At 69.6% G+C, this 14,456-nt stretch carries 16 protein-coding genes and 1 tRNA gene; 12 read left to right on the forward strand and 5 right to left on the reverse strand.

Features of this window, described 5'->3' with window-relative positions; translation table 11 throughout:
- The first annotated feature begins 32 nt into the window (after positions 1 to 32).
- Positions 33 to 1,391, forward strand: a complete 1,359-nt coding sequence (locus DVS28_RS07095; protein ID WP_114590844.1) for a dihydrolipoyl dehydrogenase family protein — start codon at positions 33 to 35, stop codon at positions 1,389 to 1,391.
- Between the two features lie 128 nt (positions 1,392 to 1,519).
- Positions 1,520 to 4,456 carry an AfsR/SARP family transcriptional regulator gene (locus DVS28_RS07100; protein ID WP_114590845.1) on the forward strand — a complete coding sequence of 979 codons (2,937 nt, stop codon included), beginning with the start codon at positions 1,520 to 1,522 and terminating at the stop codon, positions 4,454 to 4,456.
- 3 nt (positions 4,457 to 4,459) lie between these two features.
- On the opposite strand, the gene DVS28_RS07105 is transcribed toward DVS28_RS07100, so the two are convergent.
- Positions 4,460 to 5,101, reverse strand: coding sequence for a maleylpyruvate isomerase N-terminal domain-containing protein (locus DVS28_RS07105; protein WP_164710065.1), 642 nt, complete (start codon positions 5,099 to 5,101; stop codon positions 4,460 to 4,462).
- A gap of 175 nt (positions 5,102 to 5,276) precedes the next feature.
- Between DVS28_RS07105 and DVS28_RS07110 the strand changes: the two genes are divergently transcribed.
- The 5 genes from DVS28_RS07110 to DVS28_RS07125 all read left to right on the forward strand — a co-directional run bounded on the left by DVS28_RS07110 (position 5,277) and on the right by DVS28_RS07125 (position 9,174).
- Positions 5,277 to 5,711: an SRPBCC family protein gene (locus DVS28_RS07110; protein WP_164710067.1), complete on the forward strand. Its 435-nt coding sequence runs from the start codon at positions 5,277 to 5,279 to the stop codon at positions 5,709 to 5,711.
- Positions 5,712 to 5,931: 220 nt separating this feature from the next.
- On the forward strand, positions 5,932 to 7,017 hold the full coding sequence (locus DVS28_RS29150) for a DUF222 domain-containing protein (RefSeq protein WP_164710069.1): 1,086 nt from the start codon (positions 5,932 to 5,934) through the stop codon (positions 7,015 to 7,017).
- Complete coding sequence (locus tag DVS28_RS07120; protein ID WP_216826453.1) at positions 6,972 to 7,343, forward strand: HNH endonuclease signature motif containing protein; 372 nt, start codon at positions 6,972 to 6,974, stop codon at positions 7,341 to 7,343. The genes DVS28_RS29150 and DVS28_RS07120 overlap by 46 nt, the downstream gene beginning before the upstream one ends.
- A 71-nt stretch (positions 7,344 to 7,414) precedes the next feature.
- Positions 7,415 to 7,597 carry a hypothetical protein gene (locus DVS28_RS29155; protein ID WP_216826454.1) on the forward strand — a complete coding sequence of 61 codons (183 nt, stop codon included), beginning with the start codon at positions 7,415 to 7,417 and terminating at the stop codon, positions 7,595 to 7,597.
- Between the two features lie 23 nt (positions 7,598 to 7,620).
- Positions 7,621 to 9,174, forward strand: coding sequence for a S8 family peptidase (locus DVS28_RS07125; protein ID WP_164710071.1), 1,554 nt, complete (start codon positions 7,621 to 7,623; stop codon positions 9,172 to 9,174).
- Positions 9,175 to 9,428: 254 nt separating this feature from the next.
- On the opposite strand, the gene DVS28_RS07130 is transcribed toward DVS28_RS07125, so the two are convergent.
- Together DVS28_RS07130 and DVS28_RS07135 are read right to left on the reverse strand one after the other, a co-directional pair.
- Positions 9,429 to 9,836 carry a putative toxin-antitoxin system toxin component, PIN family gene (locus DVS28_RS07130; protein ID WP_114590849.1) on the reverse strand — a complete coding sequence of 136 codons (408 nt, stop codon included), beginning with the start codon at positions 9,834 to 9,836 and terminating at the stop codon, positions 9,429 to 9,431.
- Complete coding sequence (locus DVS28_RS07135; RefSeq protein WP_114590850.1) at positions 9,837 to 10,184, reverse strand: hypothetical protein; 348 nt, start codon at positions 10,182 to 10,184, stop codon at positions 9,837 to 9,839.
- A 166-nt stretch (positions 10,185 to 10,350) separates the two neighbouring features.
- Between DVS28_RS07135 and DVS28_RS07140 the strand changes: the two genes are divergently transcribed.
- From DVS28_RS07140 to DVS28_RS07160, 5 genes are all read left to right on the forward strand, one after another.
- Positions 10,351 to 11,028 (forward strand): hypothetical protein, encoded by a 678-nt coding sequence (locus DVS28_RS07140; protein WP_114590851.1) that lies wholly within the window; start codon positions 10,351 to 10,353, stop codon positions 11,026 to 11,028.
- 112 nt (positions 11,029 to 11,140) lie between these two features.
- On the forward strand, positions 11,141 to 11,422 hold the full coding sequence (locus tag DVS28_RS07145; RefSeq protein WP_164710073.1) for a type II toxin-antitoxin system Phd/YefM family antitoxin: 282 nt from the start codon (positions 11,141 to 11,143) through the stop codon (positions 11,420 to 11,422).
- Positions 11,423 to 11,683, forward strand: a complete 261-nt coding sequence (locus DVS28_RS07150) for a type II toxin-antitoxin system RelE family toxin (RefSeq protein WP_114590853.1) — start codon at positions 11,423 to 11,425, stop codon at positions 11,681 to 11,683.
- Between the two features lie 236 nt (positions 11,684 to 11,919).
- Positions 11,920 to 12,270, forward strand: a complete 351-nt coding sequence (locus DVS28_RS07155) for a hypothetical protein (RefSeq protein WP_164710075.1) — start codon at positions 11,920 to 11,922, stop codon at positions 12,268 to 12,270.
- A 16-nt stretch (positions 12,271 to 12,286) separates the two neighbouring features.
- On the forward strand, positions 12,287 to 12,943 hold the full coding sequence (locus tag DVS28_RS07160; protein ID WP_114590855.1) for a nucleotidyl transferase AbiEii/AbiGii toxin family protein: 657 nt from the start codon (positions 12,287 to 12,289) through the stop codon (positions 12,941 to 12,943).
- Between the two features lie 8 nt (positions 12,944 to 12,951).
- On the opposite strand, the gene DVS28_RS07165 is transcribed toward DVS28_RS07160, so the two are convergent.
- Together DVS28_RS07165 and DVS28_RS07170 are read right to left on the reverse strand one after the other, a co-directional pair.
- Entirely contained in the window at positions 12,952 to 14,124 is a 1,173-nt protein-coding gene (locus tag DVS28_RS07165; protein WP_164710077.1) for a tyrosine-type recombinase/integrase, read from the reverse strand.
- Positions 14,125 to 14,322: 198 nt separating this feature from the next.
- Positions 14,323 to 14,406: transfer RNA gene (locus DVS28_RS07170), tRNA-Leu, on the reverse strand.
- Positions 14,407 to 14,456 lie beyond the last annotated feature (50 nt).

Genomic DNA, 14,456 nt, shown 5'->3' on the forward strand with positions numbered 1-14,456 from the left:
GGGACTGACCGCGAACACCTCTGCGAGGACCCATGAAGGACGACATGTACGACTTGATCGTGATCGGCGCCGGCATGGCCGGGGTCAACGCCGCGAACAAGTGCGGCGCCGCCGGCTGGCGGGTCGCCATCGTCGATGAGCTGCCCTATGGCGGGACCTGCGCACTACGGGGGTGTGACCCCAAGAAGATCCTCCGGCGCGCCGCGGAGATCATCGACGCCGCTCACCTGATGGAGGGCCGGGGAGTCCACGTCGGCGACCTGGCCATCGACTGGGCGGGACTGATGGACCACAAGCACGGGTTCACCGACTCCGTCCCGGAGAACATGGAGGAGGGGCTGCACGGCAACGACGTCGAGACCCTGCACGGCACCGCTACGTTCACGAGCGCCGACACGATCGAGGTCGACGGCCGTCCCCTCACGAGCGAGTGGTTCCTCGTCGCCACCGGTGCGACCCCCCGCTCCTTGCCGTTCCAAGGCGCTGAGCACCTGATCGACAGCACTGACTTCCTTCACCTCGACGCCCTCCCCGGCAGAGTGCTGTTCGTCGGCGGCGGGTTCGTCTCCATGGAGTTCGCGCACATCGCCGCGCGGGCCGGTGCCGAGGTCGTCGTCGTGGACCGGGGCCAGCGGCCCTTGAAGGGCTTCGACCCCGACCTCGTCGACGTGCTCGTGGACCGCAGCCGTCAGATCGGCATCGACGTTCGCACCGGCACCAGCGTCCAGTCGGTGGAGGCATCCGGGTCGGGCTTCGTCGTCGAGCTGGGCGACGACAGCAGAACGGACCGGGTCGAGGCCGATGTGGTCGTCCACGGCGCGGGCCGAGTACCCGCCCTCGACCGCTTGGGACTGGACGCAGCAGGCGTGACCCACGACGAGCGTGGCATCCGCGTGCACCCCCACCTGCAGAGCACCAGCAACCCGCGGGTCTGGGCTGCTGGGGACGCCGCCGACACCCCCGGGCTGCCGCTCACCCCTGTCGCGGTGTTCGAGGGAAAGGTCGCGGCATCCAACATGCTGAAGGGCACCCAGACCGTCCCCGACTACGACGGTGTCGCCACGGGCGTGTTCACGATCCCCGAGCTGACACGGGTCGGCACGAGTGAAGCCGACGCCCGAGACCGTTTGGGCGACCGCCTTCGCGTCCGGCACACCGACACGAGTGGCTGGTACTCCAGCTATCGGGTGGGCGAGACCCACTCCGCCGCCAAGGTCCTGATCGACACGGACTCCGACACGATCGTCGGCGCGCACCTCCTGGGCCCCGAGTACGGCGAGATCACCGCGGTGTTCGCGCTGGCCATCAGCCAGCGGCTGACCACCCGGCAGCTGAAGTCCATGGACCCCGTCTATCCCACGGTCGCCTCCGACATCGGATCCATGCTGTGAGTGGCCGACCCTCGGGGCTGTTGGGGACTGGGTGGCCCATTACAGCCGACTCCGATGCACGGCAGCGCGGTCGCGGGTTCGACCTGTAGCGTCCACGTCAGAGACGCCCCCGTGAAGGCGGTGAGGGAGTGGGCGCGTACGTGGCGGTGCTGGGTCCCATGGCCGCGACCGTGGACGGCCACCAGGCCGCGCTCGGCACGCCCAAGCAGCGGCTTGCGCTCGCGGTGCTGCTCGCGGCCGACCGCAAGCCCGTCCCGATCGACACCCTCGTGGACAGGGTCTGGCCCGAGGCGCCACCGGCACGGGCGCACCACAGCTTGCAGCAGTACGCCTCCAGGTTGCGCAGCGTGCTGGAACCCGACCGGAAACATGGGGAGCCGTCGACGGTGCTGCCGAGGGCGGGAGGGGGCTACGCCGCACTGGTCGACACCGACCTGATGGCGCTCGACACCCTCCTCCGCGAAGGGAGGTTCGCACTCGAGGACGGACGGAACAACGACGCGATCCACGCGTGGACAGCGGCCGAGAAGCTGTGGCGGGGCCGGGCCTACGCCGACCTCGCCGGCGAGCCGTTCGCCGATGCCGAGGCCCGGCGCCTCGAGGAACGACGACTGTCGACCGTGCGGCGCCGCCTGGACATGACGCTGCGGCTTGGGCGTCACGACGACGCGGTCGACGAGCTGCGCGCCCTCGTCGGCGAACACCCCCTCGACGAGCCGTTGTGGTCGCTGCAGGTCCGTGCGCTGCACGGACAGGGTCGGCGTGCGGACGCGCTGAAGGCGTTCGAGCAAGCCCGGGAGGCCCTCCGTGACGGCCTTGGGTTGGACCCGGGGGAGGATCTGCAGGCCGCGCAACGGGCCGTTTTGCTTGGCGACGCCGCTCGGGGGGTGACCGAACCGACAATCGTCAGCAGGCATGCCGACGACGCCACCCCCACCACGGCTACTGGCCTGCCCGCCTATCGCACCAGCTTCGTTGGCCGTGCCGACGAGATCGCCGCCCTCAACCGACAGCTCACCCCCGGCGCGATCATCACCCTGACGGGCATGGGTGGGATCGGCAAGACCCGGCTGGCCGTGGAGGTCGCTCGGGTCGCCGGAGCGAGGTTCCGGGACGGAGTCGCGTTCGCCGAGCTGGCGCCGCACACCGATCAAGCCAGCGTCCACGCGGCCGTGCGGGAGGCGATCGGCGTGGCGGAGCACCCCTCTCGCCCACCCGCCGAAACGCTCGTCACCGCCATGACCGACCGTGCGCACCTATTGGTCATCGACAACGCCGAACACGTCGCGGCTCCCGTCAGCGCCCTCGTGGATCGGATGGCCACGGCCAGCCCGGATACCGCCGTCCTTGTCACGAGCCGCGAGCCCCTCAGGGTGCCCGGGGAGCAGGTCTGGCCGCTCGGTCCGCTGCCAGCAGGGGGCGACGGCGATGCCGCGACTGAGCTGCTGCGGCAGCGTGGCCACTCCGCGAACGTCGCCCTGGGGAACGACGACGCCCTGCCCCGTCTGGCCGAGCGGCTGGACGGGATGCCGCTGGCCATCGAGGTCGTCGCGCCCTGGGCCCGTCACATGGCGATCGCCGACATCGTGGAGAACCTGTCCGACTTGCTCGCGCTGGAGGCGTCCGGGGACGGAAGTGGCAACGCGATCGCCGCCACCATCCGCGGCAGCGAGAAGCTGCTGGACCCACCCCACCAGGTGGCGTTCGCGCAACTCGGGGTGCTGGCAAGCGACTTCGGCGTGGAGGGCGCGATGGCGGTGCTGGATGCGCCGACCCGGGCGGCGGCGTTCGCGGTCATCGGTCGGCTGGCGGACGCCTCCCTGTTGGAGGTATCGACCGGATCGGGGAGCAGCCGATACCGGATGCTGGAGCCCGTGCGCCAGTACGCCGTGTGGCGGCTCGGCGAAGTGGGAGAGGAGGTGGCGGTTCGTGACCGTCACCTCGCGCACTACGCCTCGCTGGCCCGAGGGGTTCGCGACGCCACGAGCACCCCCGAGCAGCCGGCCCGGTTCGCCGACGCGCACCGGGAGCGCCTCAACATCCGCGCCGCGCACGAGTGGGCGCTGGCGTCGGGCGCCGCGGACGAGGCGGCGCGGCTGGTCAGCGACCTCGCGTGGTTCTGGCTCACGACGGTCAACCCCCACGAGCTGCGGGACCGGGCCGAGCGCACCCTGGCGGCAGGACCGATCGGGCGCGCCAAGGCGCGGCTGCTGATCGCGCTGACGCAGTCGCTCACCCACATGGGTCGGGTGCGGGACGCGTTCACTCGCGGCCGTGAAGCCGTCGCCGCGGCCGAGCAGGTCGGCGAACGGCGGCTGCTCGGGATGGCTCGCACGACCGCGGGCAGGGCGGCGAGCGGTGCGCTGGACTGGGCCGAGGCGGAGCGGCAGATCCGGTTGGCCCGCGAGGATTTCCGGGCGGCCGGGAGCCGACGGGGCGAGGCCGACGCCCTCCTGGCATTGGCGGTCAACACCCCGCAGCCATTCGAGGAGGCACTGGCGCTGGCGGACGAGGCGTGGGCGGTGCTCGACCACTCCAACGCCTACGTCGATGCCGCTCGCAGCCATCTGCACGCCATCAAGGCCATGAGCGACGGGCGTCGCACCGACGCCCTCGCCGCGTGTGAGCGGGTCCGCGTCGCAAGTGCCTCATTGGGGATGGACGGCAGCATGATCACCAGCAGCGACTTCATCGAGGCCGCCGCCTTGACCGCTGGGGGCGAGCTCGAGGCGGCACGACGCGCCGTTCGCCGTGGCTTGATGAGCATGCAGCACATCGACAACGCCTACAGCCACCACGCCTGCGGCCGCGCGATCGCCACGGTGCTGTTGGCGATGGGCGAGCCAGCGCTGGCAGCCAAGGCCTGTGGGGTTCTCGCGACGGTGGCCGACACGATCCCGGTGAACCCGCACTTCGTGGCCCCCGAGCGGAACGAGGCCCTGATCGCGCGGCTGAGGGAGACGCTCGGCGCGGAGGCCTACGACGCGTTGGCGGCCGACGGCGCCGCGACCATGAACTTGCCGGTGCTGATCGAGGTGTACCGCGACGTCGAGGCCCGGGCCTGAGCGTCAGTAGACCGGAAAGACGGGCTCGGCCCGTTCGGCGCGAGTGAGTGCGCGGATGACGGCGAGGTCGCCGTGCCGCGCCCGGGCGGTCCGTGTCAGCAGGTCCACCAGGACGTCAACGACGGTGGCGTCCGGCGTAACCGTGACGCCCACGCTGCAGGCGACGTCATCGGCATGGATCACGACCTCGCACAACCGGCTGCTGGCGAAGTCACCAACGCGCATCGCGAACGGCCATGCCGGCCGGAGGTCGAGCACGTCCCTCTCGTCAAGGGTGGGCGCATGGCCGGCGAGGCGGGAGACGTCGCCGTTCAAGCGCACACAGATCACGTCCGGACCCTTCCCGGCGCGCGCGTTGGCGTGGGCGACCATCGCCTCGTTGTCCGCGTCAGGCAGCTGGCCGACCACCGTGGGGTAGTGCTCGCCCGGCACCAGCCGGACGGCTGGGTCGTGGAGACGTGGCCCGTCGAGGAGCTTGGCGAACCAGGCCAGTCCCACCTGGATGTGCGCGACGAGTCCGCCAACCGTGAAGGGCGGGCAGGCCGATGCCTTGTCCCAGGACGACGGCACGGCGGGGTCGTCCAGCAGGGCTCGTAGCGACCCACAGGCGGTGAGGAGGTGGGGGAGGATCGGTTCGTCGGTCATGACGGCATCATCTCGCGACTGGCGCAACGCCTGCTGGGTCGATCTCATGTCGACGTCGGCGTGGTGGCGTTGAGCGAACCGCCCAGCGCCCGTCAAGCGGGCCAGCGCATGGTGGCCCCAGCCCGGACAGGCCGAACGACGAGTGTCGGCCGTCCTCGACAGGAAGGGGCACGCCATGGCAGTTGTCGATGAATCGATCACGATCAACCGGCCGGTGGAGGAGGTTTTCGCGTTCCGCGTTGACCCGGACAACGCGGCGCTCATCAACTCCTCGGTCGTCGAGATGAGGTCGGACCCGCCGGGCAAGGGCGCCCGGGCCCACGCGACGCTCAGGGTCCTGGGCCGCACCTTCGACGTCGAGCTCGAGACGGCGGAGTACGACGAGAACGAACGGGTCGTCCTGCGGACCATCACCGCACCCATGGCGGTCGAGGCCACCTACACCTACGAGGCGGTCAGCGGTGGAACCCGCTTCACCATCCACCAGGAGATCGAGGACGTGCCGGGGTTCTGGGGCAACCTCGCCATTTCGGTCGTGACCAAGATGTACACCCACAAGGTTCGTGCGGACATGAAGTCCACCAAGGACCTCCTCGAGTCGCAGTCGTGAAGTCCGGCATCACCTGTCCCCAGGCTGAGCTGGTCAGCGGCTGATGACCGCCTCGATCGCTACTCGGCCAGCCGGGTCCTGGCCGATCTCGATGTCGCACCCCCAGTGTTGAATTGCTCTTGAAGATCAATCGTTTCGACGGCGAGAGGGTGGTCGTGGTGGCTCAGACGGCAGCGGTGAGGGAGCCGGTGGTGGAGGGGGTGCCCCTGTCAGCGAGGAGGTGGCCGCCCACGAGGCGCGGGTCGAGCGGCTCGTCGACGAGCTGACGGGGCTGTTCTCTACCTTGTCGGCCGGTGAGGCACGCTTCGTGGCGCTCGTCGGCGAGTTCGACGAGCTGGGTGGCTGGGCGGACGGGCAGACGCGGACGTGCGCCCATTGGTTGAACTGGAAGCTTGGGATCGCGATGCCGGCGGCCCGCGAGCGGGTGCGGGTGGCCAGGGCCCTGCGCGAGCTGCCGAGGTTGGCCGGCGCGTTCGGGGAGGGACGGCTGTCGTACAGCAAGGTCCGGGCGGTCACGCGGGTGGCGACGCAGGCGACCGAGGAGACGCTGCTCGGGTTCGCGTTGTACGCCACCGCGGCGCAGCTCGAGCGGATCTGCCGGACCTGGCGACAGGTCCGCGCCGCCGGCGAGCCGGACGCCGAGCTCCGACAGCGCGCGACACAGCGGTTCGACGTCGTCCTCACCGACGACGGGATGATGGACGTGGCTGCGTCACTGCCGACCGATGTGGGGGTCGTGGTCGCGCAGGCGCTGGCGAAGGCGTCGACGCAGCTGTTCGCCGACAGGGGACCGGAGGGGGAGGGGGAGGAGCGTCGGATCGAGGCGCTGCGGGTGATCTGCGAGTCGTTCCTCGCGGGCGGATCGTCGGGGACGTCGTCCGCCGACATCTGGCAGGTCGTGGTCTCCACCAGCGCCGACGCGCTCGCACGGGCCGCCGAGCAGGACGGACGGTGCGAGGGGCGCGGGCCGTCCGAGGCCGATGGACCGGACGACGGGGACCGGACGACGGACGACGAGGCCTTGCACGTGGCTGACCACGGCCTCGGCCAGGTCGAGGACGGGCCGGTGCTGGCACGGTCGGTGCTGTCCCGGGTGGCGTGCGACGCCGTCCTCGTCGGGATGGTGCTGGGCCGGCGCGGTGGCGGTGGCAACGACGAACCGGTCGGTATCGGCAGGCGTCGTCGAACCATTCCCGGCTGGTCCATCAGCGTGATGCGGGATGCCAGTTCCCCGGATGCGCCAACACCAAGTGGACCGACGTGCACCACATCATTCACTGGGCGGCCGGGGGGCGGACGGACCTGAATAACCTCATCCGGTTGTGCCGGTTCCACCACACGAGCGTCCACCGGTTCGGGATCGGCATCGGGCAGTCCTTGACCGATCGGTCGTGGGTCTTCGCCACGGCGGATGGCCACGTGATCGAACCGCCCACGTTGGCCGGTTCGGCGGACACGCTCGAGCCCGGCGTCGGGCTCGGGCTGTGGGAGGGTGATCCGGCCCGGATGAGCCACATCATCGACGCGCTGGTGCTCGCGATGGCCGAGCATGGCCCGGCAGACGCGCCAGATGTTTCCGCGGAAACACCTGACGGCGGACTGACCGTCATGGGCCCAGGTTCGACGATGTAACACACACGGCAGGAATCCTGGGCGGGACGTCCAAGCCCCACGGAGACCAGACCGATCCCGAGGGCCCCCCTTTGTCACGTTCGAGCCTGCGTCTTCTCATCCTCCTAGCCGTCGTCGTATCGCTGATGCCGGGTGCTCCCACATGGGCGAGCAACGGACCGGACCTCCCCGACGATCCCTACCTGGACCAGCAGTACGGACTCGAGCTGCACCGGGTTGCCGGCGCCTGGTCAACGGCCGATGGGTCCGGGTGACGGTGGCGGTGATCGACACTGGGGTGGACCTTGATCACCCGGACCTGTCGGCCAACGTCGTGCAGGGTACGAACTTCGTGGGATGCCCCGAGGAGGTGGATGGCTGCGGCAGCGGGGACTGGCAGGACGGGCGCGATGGTCACGAAGCCGGCAGCGACCACGGCACTCATGTCGCCGGCATCATCGCGGCGACGGCCAACAACGGCATCGGCGTGGCTGGTGTCGCGCCCGGGGCCACGATCCTCCCCATCCGCGTGATAGATGACAGCGGCAGCACGAACGCGACCACCATTCGCCAAGCGATAACGTGGGCCGCCGACAACGGGGCCGACGTGATCAACATGTCGATCGCCGGTCGTCCGGTGATCGACTACGAGACGTTCTCGCGCGAGTTCGCCCACGCCCGCGCCAACGACGTCCTCGTCATCGCCGGGACTGGCAACGACTCGGCCGCTCCGTGCGCCTCACCGGCCATGGACACCGGTGCGGTGTGCGTGGCCAGCGTGGATCGGCGGGGCTTCCGGCCGTCACACACCAACACCGCGATCCAGCCAGAGATGCACTCCCTGGTCGGCGCCGGCGGAGGGGACGGCGACCTTCTGTCCATCGCTGACAACGACTGGTGCGGGGAGGCGGTGCTCTCGACCGTGCCGGTGGAGCAACCGCTCGTGGCGCGGTGCGATCGGCCGGCCAACGCCGGCTACACCGAGTTCAGCGGCACTTCCATGGCGTCGCCCCACGTGGCGGGTGTGGCCGCGCTGGTCCGTTCCGCCGGCTGCTCGGCCGACGAGACCCTGGAGCTTCTGGAGACAACCGCCTACAGCCCGATCGACGACGTCCGTGAGGGCTGGGACCCCAGCTACGGCCACGGGATCGCCGATGCGACCGCTGCGGTCGCGGCAGCCATGGACGTGTGCACCGGCCCCGTCACCGGCCAGCCGCTGCTGGACCCGGCGTCGCCATGCGCGACCGCGGTCAACCATGACCTGTCCCGCGGAGTTCCTGAGTCCTGGTCGACCCACGTGGCCGCGAACCCGACCGGATCGAGCACTTGGGCCGCCGACGTCGATGAGCGGGACCGCGCCGGATTGTGGACCGACGCAAGCGTGGAGGGCGTCAAGGACGACCTGCTGACCTCGGCCACCTACCTCGTCGGCCCCGAGTCGCTGTTGACCTTCGACCACCGCTTCGCCTTCGCTCGCGATTCGGACCCGACGATGAACCACGATGGGGGTGTGCTGGAGATCCAGGCCGACGGCGGCGACTGGGCCCCGGTCCCTGAATCGGCCTACCGACGCGGGGGCCCCAATGGCAGGCTGCGTGGGGCCGACACCAGCGACACGCCCGCGGCAGGCAGCGTTGGCTGGACCGCCACCGACGGCGGATACCAACATGCCCTGCTCGACATCCGGCAGGAGTGGATCGACCTGTCAGCCTGGGACGGTCAGGAGGTGCGGTTCCGCTGGCGCCTGTCGCTCGGGACGCTGCCCACCGGCGAGATCTTCTACCCGGGTATGTACTGGTGGCTGTACGACGTCAACCTCTCCGGCCTGCCCATCCCTGACTGCGAGCCGTGACTTCGCCCAGGGCGTTGGGCCCGGAGCGCAACCCGCACGAGTGCAGCTCAGCGACATGCGCGAGGCGGGACTTGAACCCGCACACCCGTGAGGGCACTGGGACCTAAACCCGATCTGAGGGGTGTCGCGTGGATCCGTTGCGTGCCGCGACGTGCCGCTGACCTGCGGTTTCTTGGAACGGCATTGCCAGTGGTGACGCCCAGATTCTTTCGCTGTCACATCTTTCGTGACAGATCCGTGACAGGAAACGGGGTTCAGCCGAGGTGGTCGAGCGCCTCGTGGACCGACCAGACGGCAACCGGCGGATCCGCCAGCTCCAGGAGGTCATTGTCGCCGGTGACGAGCGCATCGGCGTCGGCAGCGATGGCGAGGGCGAGCAGGAAGTCGTCCTTCGGGTCGCGGACGAGGGCGCGAGGGTCGACCGGGTCGGGCAGCATGATCGCGCGGTCGTCGATGATGTCGAGCAACCGGCTTGCCTCTTCTTGGTCGATGAAGCGGGCCATTCGCTCGCGACCGAAGACGTCGCGGATCTCCTCGATCACCTGTTGGCACATCACGAGGTCGAACCGATCGGTTTCCTGCCAGGCATCGATCAAGCGGGCTGGGGCGCCGAATGCGATGACCGAGCTGATGAACAGGTTCGTGTCGATGACGAGTCGCACTCAGCCGCGCTTCGCTCTTTGCTCGGCACGGTGTGCCCGGACCTCTTCAACGGCGAGCTGCATCGCTTCCTCCTCGGTCAGTCCCGACCGCGTCCGGATGTTGTCCAGCATCTCCGCGATGTCGGCGTTGAACTGCTCCCAAGCAGCCTGCTTGGAGATCCCGAGGGCTTCACCGATCTCGGCCCAGGAGTGCCCTTCCTTCCGGGCCGTTGCAACGGCATCGCGCCGCCACTCCGAGATCTGCTTCGCCGACGTCCCTATCGAAGCGAGCACTCCAAGGGGGCCGTCTGCCTTGCTGGCGACGGAGACGGTGGTCCCGTCGTCATCGTGGGTGAGGACCGTGCTCATGCCGTCAAGTCTACCTGACGGCCGTGGTGTTGTGGAGGACAACTGCTCCATCGGGAAGGGCCCCGGGCTGCCGCCGCTCCCCAGACTTTCCAAGCTGCGTGAAGGAACTGGGGGGGGCGTCGAAGACCGTCATCGACAGTCCCCTCTGCCCAGGAGCAACCAACCAATGCACCGTCCTCTGCTCGCACTGCTGACCCTGGTCCTCGCGCTCTTGGGGGCTCCCGCGGGAGCGGCCTCCGACACGACGACGATTTCCGACCCGTGCGGCGGCACGCCAATCGGCACCAGCGCCGTCGCCCCCGGGCAGGACGTCTGCACGGTCTCGATGACAACGCTGCAAGCCGGCGTCGACGAGGTCACGGGCGAGCCGCTGACGACCATCCTCGCGGTCACGATGGAGCTCGCCGGGGACCCGCAGGAACTGCCCAGCGCCTTCCTGACCGTCTGGTCGGCCGGGGACTGCGGCTTCATCCCCTACCAGACCGACAACGGCGGGCTCGCGGAGTCGGGGTCGCTGTCCGTCCACTGCGGCGAGGCGACAAGACGATGCCTCCCTCGCAACCTCCTCTGCGACGTGACCTACGAGTTCGAGGCCGAATACCCGGTCGACATCACGTTCGGTCCCAACACGGTCACCTGGACGATCACCTTCGATGGCGAGCTCGGCGCGGCCTTCAGCGAGCTGCACCGAGAGGGGTCGCCCCTGGGCTTCGGTGGCATCACCACCGCCGGCCCGTCGTGGGCCTTCGACACGCCGCTGGCCACGTTCGCGTGCAGCACCGATGGCGGCTGCGTGGAGCCGGTGGGTGACTTCGTCGTCGGTGGCGCGACCCACCATGTGTGAGGAGGGCAACGAGCCCGCCACTGCAGCTCGCGGTGGCGGTCTGGCGCTCGACATCTCGTAGGCCGTATCGGGCACAGCAGCCAATGTGTACGTGATTGTGTACACTTCTGCTATGTCGAAGACTGTCCCCGTCCGGGAGTTCCGCCAGCAGTTGGCCGAACTCCTCGATGAGGTGGCTGACCGCCGCGAGCACGTCACCGTGACCCGTCACGGCCGCCCCGCGGCGGTGCTGATCCCAGTCGCCGAATATGACGCACTGGAGGAGACGGCCGACATCTTGTCTGACGACAGCATGCTCGATGCGATCCAACGAGGACTTGCCGATCTGGCCGCGGATGACATGGTGCCGCTGGAGGACGTCCGAGCCGAGCTCGCCGCGAAGCACCACGAGTAGATGCCCCGGGTCGTACTGGCCCGCTCCGCGCGGGATGCGCTGCTGGCGCTCGACCACCTGTTGGCAGAGGCGATCCTCAACGCACTTGCCGTGCTCGGGCGCGACCCCGATGTGGGGCACCGGCTCCGGGGCCGGCTCACGGGACTCCGCTCGTATCGGGTCGGCGCGTACCGGATCATCTACGAGCTGCGTCAAGACGCAACGGTCCGCGTGCTTGCGATCCGCCACCGTGGTCAGGCCTGGGAGACGGCTTCTCGCTGATCGTCTTCGGTCTCGCCCTGGGTGCCGTGTGGAGCCAAGCGCCAAGGAGCCGTCGGTCCTCGCTCGGTCTCGATGCACATGTCGGCGAGATCATCGAGCGAACAGCGTCACAGGCGCTCAACGACAGCACACAGACTTGCACTTCGCCGAGTGACACAACCTATGGGAGCCCCTCGGGCGGCCCCCATGGGACGATGCGCCTCGCTGCATGGTCCCCGCGACTACCATCCGAGGTGATGAGCGACGGCCCCGTTCTGCGCAAGGACGTCTCTCCGGAGATTCCGGAGGACGTTGACGACGCGCGGCTAGGGAAGGCGAGCGGGATCCTGACGCTGCCGCTGAGTGTGGCGTGGAGCGATGTCGATCGGCGCTATGACCTCGATGATCGCTACGACCGGGCGCGGGTCTACGAGCAGGTGCTGGCGGAGGGGACGGCCGAGGACGTGCGGCGGTTCATCCACGTCGATGATGTGATCGATCTCTGGGACGACCTCTGGCTGCCCGCTGCGGTGGAGTTGGCGTGGGCCCGATGGCTCCTACAGCATCGCGGGGTCACCCTCGCGGTCCGCCATCCGCGGGCAGGGTGATCCCAAGGGGTCGTCGGTGGGCCTGAGTCCGTTCCAGGAGCGGCTGGCGGTGATGATCGCGAGCCTCCCGGCCGCGGATGGATTTGCGCTCGCCGGTGGCTCGGGTCTTGCGGCTCACGGGTTGCTCGAGCGTCGCACGCGAGACCTCGACTACTTCGGTCGCCCGGTCGACGCCGACAGGGTTCAGGCGCTGGCCGCCGCCATCGCCACCACATGCGATGACCTAGGGCTTACAGTCACCCGCGAGCGGGATGGCGGCACCTTCGTCCGGCTCGTGGTGGCCGGTGCTGAGGAGGCATGCGAGGTGGACGTCGCGGTTGACTACCGCCATCTCGACGTCGTCGCGACGCCCTACGGTCCTGCCCTCGACGTCGAGGAGCTCGCGGCCAACAAGGTCCTCGCGATCTTCGACCGGGCGGCGCCACGCGACTACGTGGACCTCGCCAGCCTCGTCCACCGGGTGCCGGTGAGGGAGGCGATCGAGCTGGCACAGCAGAAGGACCCGGGGTTGGACCTTCAGGTCCTCGATGCCGCGCTCGAACGCGTGACGAGGATCAGGGCGCAGGACCTCGGCCTGTCAGAGGGCGCGCGGGAGGAGCTTCTTGATGAGGTGGGCCGCTGGCGCGGCATCGTGACCCAGCTCCAACGGCCGGGTCCAGAGTTCGGTCTGTGACCCGGCCGCTACTCACCCAGCAGTAGGCGGGCCAGCGTGTCGGCCTGCTGGCGGTCGTCGGCGGGGAGGGCGTGGGCGTAGGTGTCGAGGGTCATGCCGACGCTGGCGTGGCCGAGGCGGCGGGAGAGGGTCTTCACCTCGTGCCAGCCCGTCGCCTGGCGCAGGGCGGCGGTGGCGTAGGAGTGGCGGACGTCGTGGAGGCGGATCTTGGGCAGATCTGCCAGGCGGACGTGCCGCTCGAACCACTTGGAGACTCGCTCGGGGTTGATGAGCGTTCCGTCCGGCCACGTGAAGACCACGTCCGGCCTGGCGACGCCCCGCGAGTCGGCGGGCTCGTGCGGCCAGAGCGGGCCGGCCATCAGCTGCAGTTCCTGCTGCTGCTTTCGATGTGCCTTCAGCGCCTTCACCGTCAGCGGGTCCAGCGCCAGCGTCCTCGCCGATGCCTCGGACTTCGGTCGCGGCTTCCAGACCGGCTTGCCGCCGATCGCCCCGAGCGTCTGGTTCACCGTCGCCAGCCCGTTGACCAGGTCCAGGTCGGGCCAGCACAGCCCCAACGCCTCACCACGGCGCAGCCCTGTCGTGGCGTACAGCAGCCACAGCGCGTACAGCTCATCGTCCTCGACGTGGCGGATGAACGAGCGCAAGTCCTCCAGCGTCCACACCTCGGTCTTGGGCTTGGCCGCCCGCGGTGGGTCGACGAGGTCAACGACGTTGCGGACCACCCGGTCCCAGCGCACCGCGTCGGCCAGCGCCTTGTGGAGGATCCCGTGGACGTTGGCCAGCGTCTTGGCCGACAGGCCCTTCCCGCGCTTCCCGCCGGACCGTTCGAGCTCGGTGTAGGCCCGCTCGAGGTGCGAGGCCGTCAGGTCCTGCAGTCGCACCCCGCCGATCTGTGGCGCGATGTAGGCGCGCACGTAGTCGCAGTACTGCTGCCACGTCGCCACCCCGACCCGGCCCCGCGACCGCCGGCCGGCATCCGCCGACCCCGGCGCCTTGGACGGCAGCCACTCGTCGGTCAGGAACTGCGCCACGGTCACCGTATCGCGCGGCACGATCACGCCGCCGTCGGCCTGGACCATCAGGTCGCGCAGCGCCTTGGCCGCCTCGCGCTCGAACTCGAAGCCCTGCTTGCGCTGCTGCCGCCGCCCACCCGTCACCGGATCGGGCGGCAGATCGCACACGTAGCCCCACCGCCGCGCCCCACGCGACGTCCGGTACGCATACACCGAACCCTGCACATCGCGGACCCTACGCCGGGGGTGCGACAGCCGTCACGGGCGAACCTCGCGCCAGATTCTCGTGACAGATCCGTGACACGGAACCCGAAACTGGGACACCATCTCCACAACGCAGAACAGCAAAACCGCAGGTCAGGCGTGTGCGCGAGGCGGGACTTGAACCCGCACACCCGTGAGGGCACTGGGACCTAAACCCAGCGCGTCTGCCAATTCCGCCACTCGCGCGTACGCGCCACGGTACCGCCGGTCGCGCTGCTCGGCTCCGCGTCGGGACC

Source organism: Euzebya pacifica, assembly GCF_003344865.1.
Taxonomy (GTDB): Bacteria; Actinomycetota; Nitriliruptoria; order Euzebyales; family Euzebyaceae; genus Euzebya; species Euzebya pacifica.

Bases quoted from the DNA above. Each gene is read 5' to 3' on its own strand.
- DVS28_RS07095 (WP_114590844.1), top strand. From the start codon at position 33: ATGAAGGACGACATGTACGACTTGATCGTGATCGGCGCCGGCATGGCC.
- DVS28_RS07105 (WP_164710065.1), bottom strand. From the start codon at position 5,101: ATGACCGACGAACCGATCCTCCCCCACCTCCTCACCGCCTGTGGGTCG.
- DVS28_RS07110 (WP_164710067.1), top strand. From the start codon at position 5,277: ATGGCAGTTGTCGATGAATCGATCACGATCAACCGGCCGGTGGAGGAG.
- DVS28_RS07135 (WP_114590850.1), bottom strand. From the start codon at position 10,184: ATGAGCACGGTCCTCACCCACGATGACGACGGGACCACCGTCTCCGTC.
- DVS28_RS07140 (WP_114590851.1), top strand. From the start codon at position 10,351: ATGCACCGTCCTCTGCTCGCACTGCTGACCCTGGTCCTCGCGCTCTTG.
- DVS28_RS07145 (WP_164710073.1), top strand. From the start codon at position 11,141: ATGTCGAAGACTGTCCCCGTCCGGGAGTTCCGCCAGCAGTTGGCCGAA.
- DVS28_RS07150 (WP_114590853.1), top strand. From the start codon at position 11,423: ATGCCCCGGGTCGTACTGGCCCGCTCCGCGCGGGATGCGCTGCTGGCG.
- DVS28_RS07155 (WP_164710075.1), top strand. From the start codon at position 11,920: ATGAGCGACGGCCCCGTTCTGCGCAAGGACGTCTCTCCGGAGATTCCG.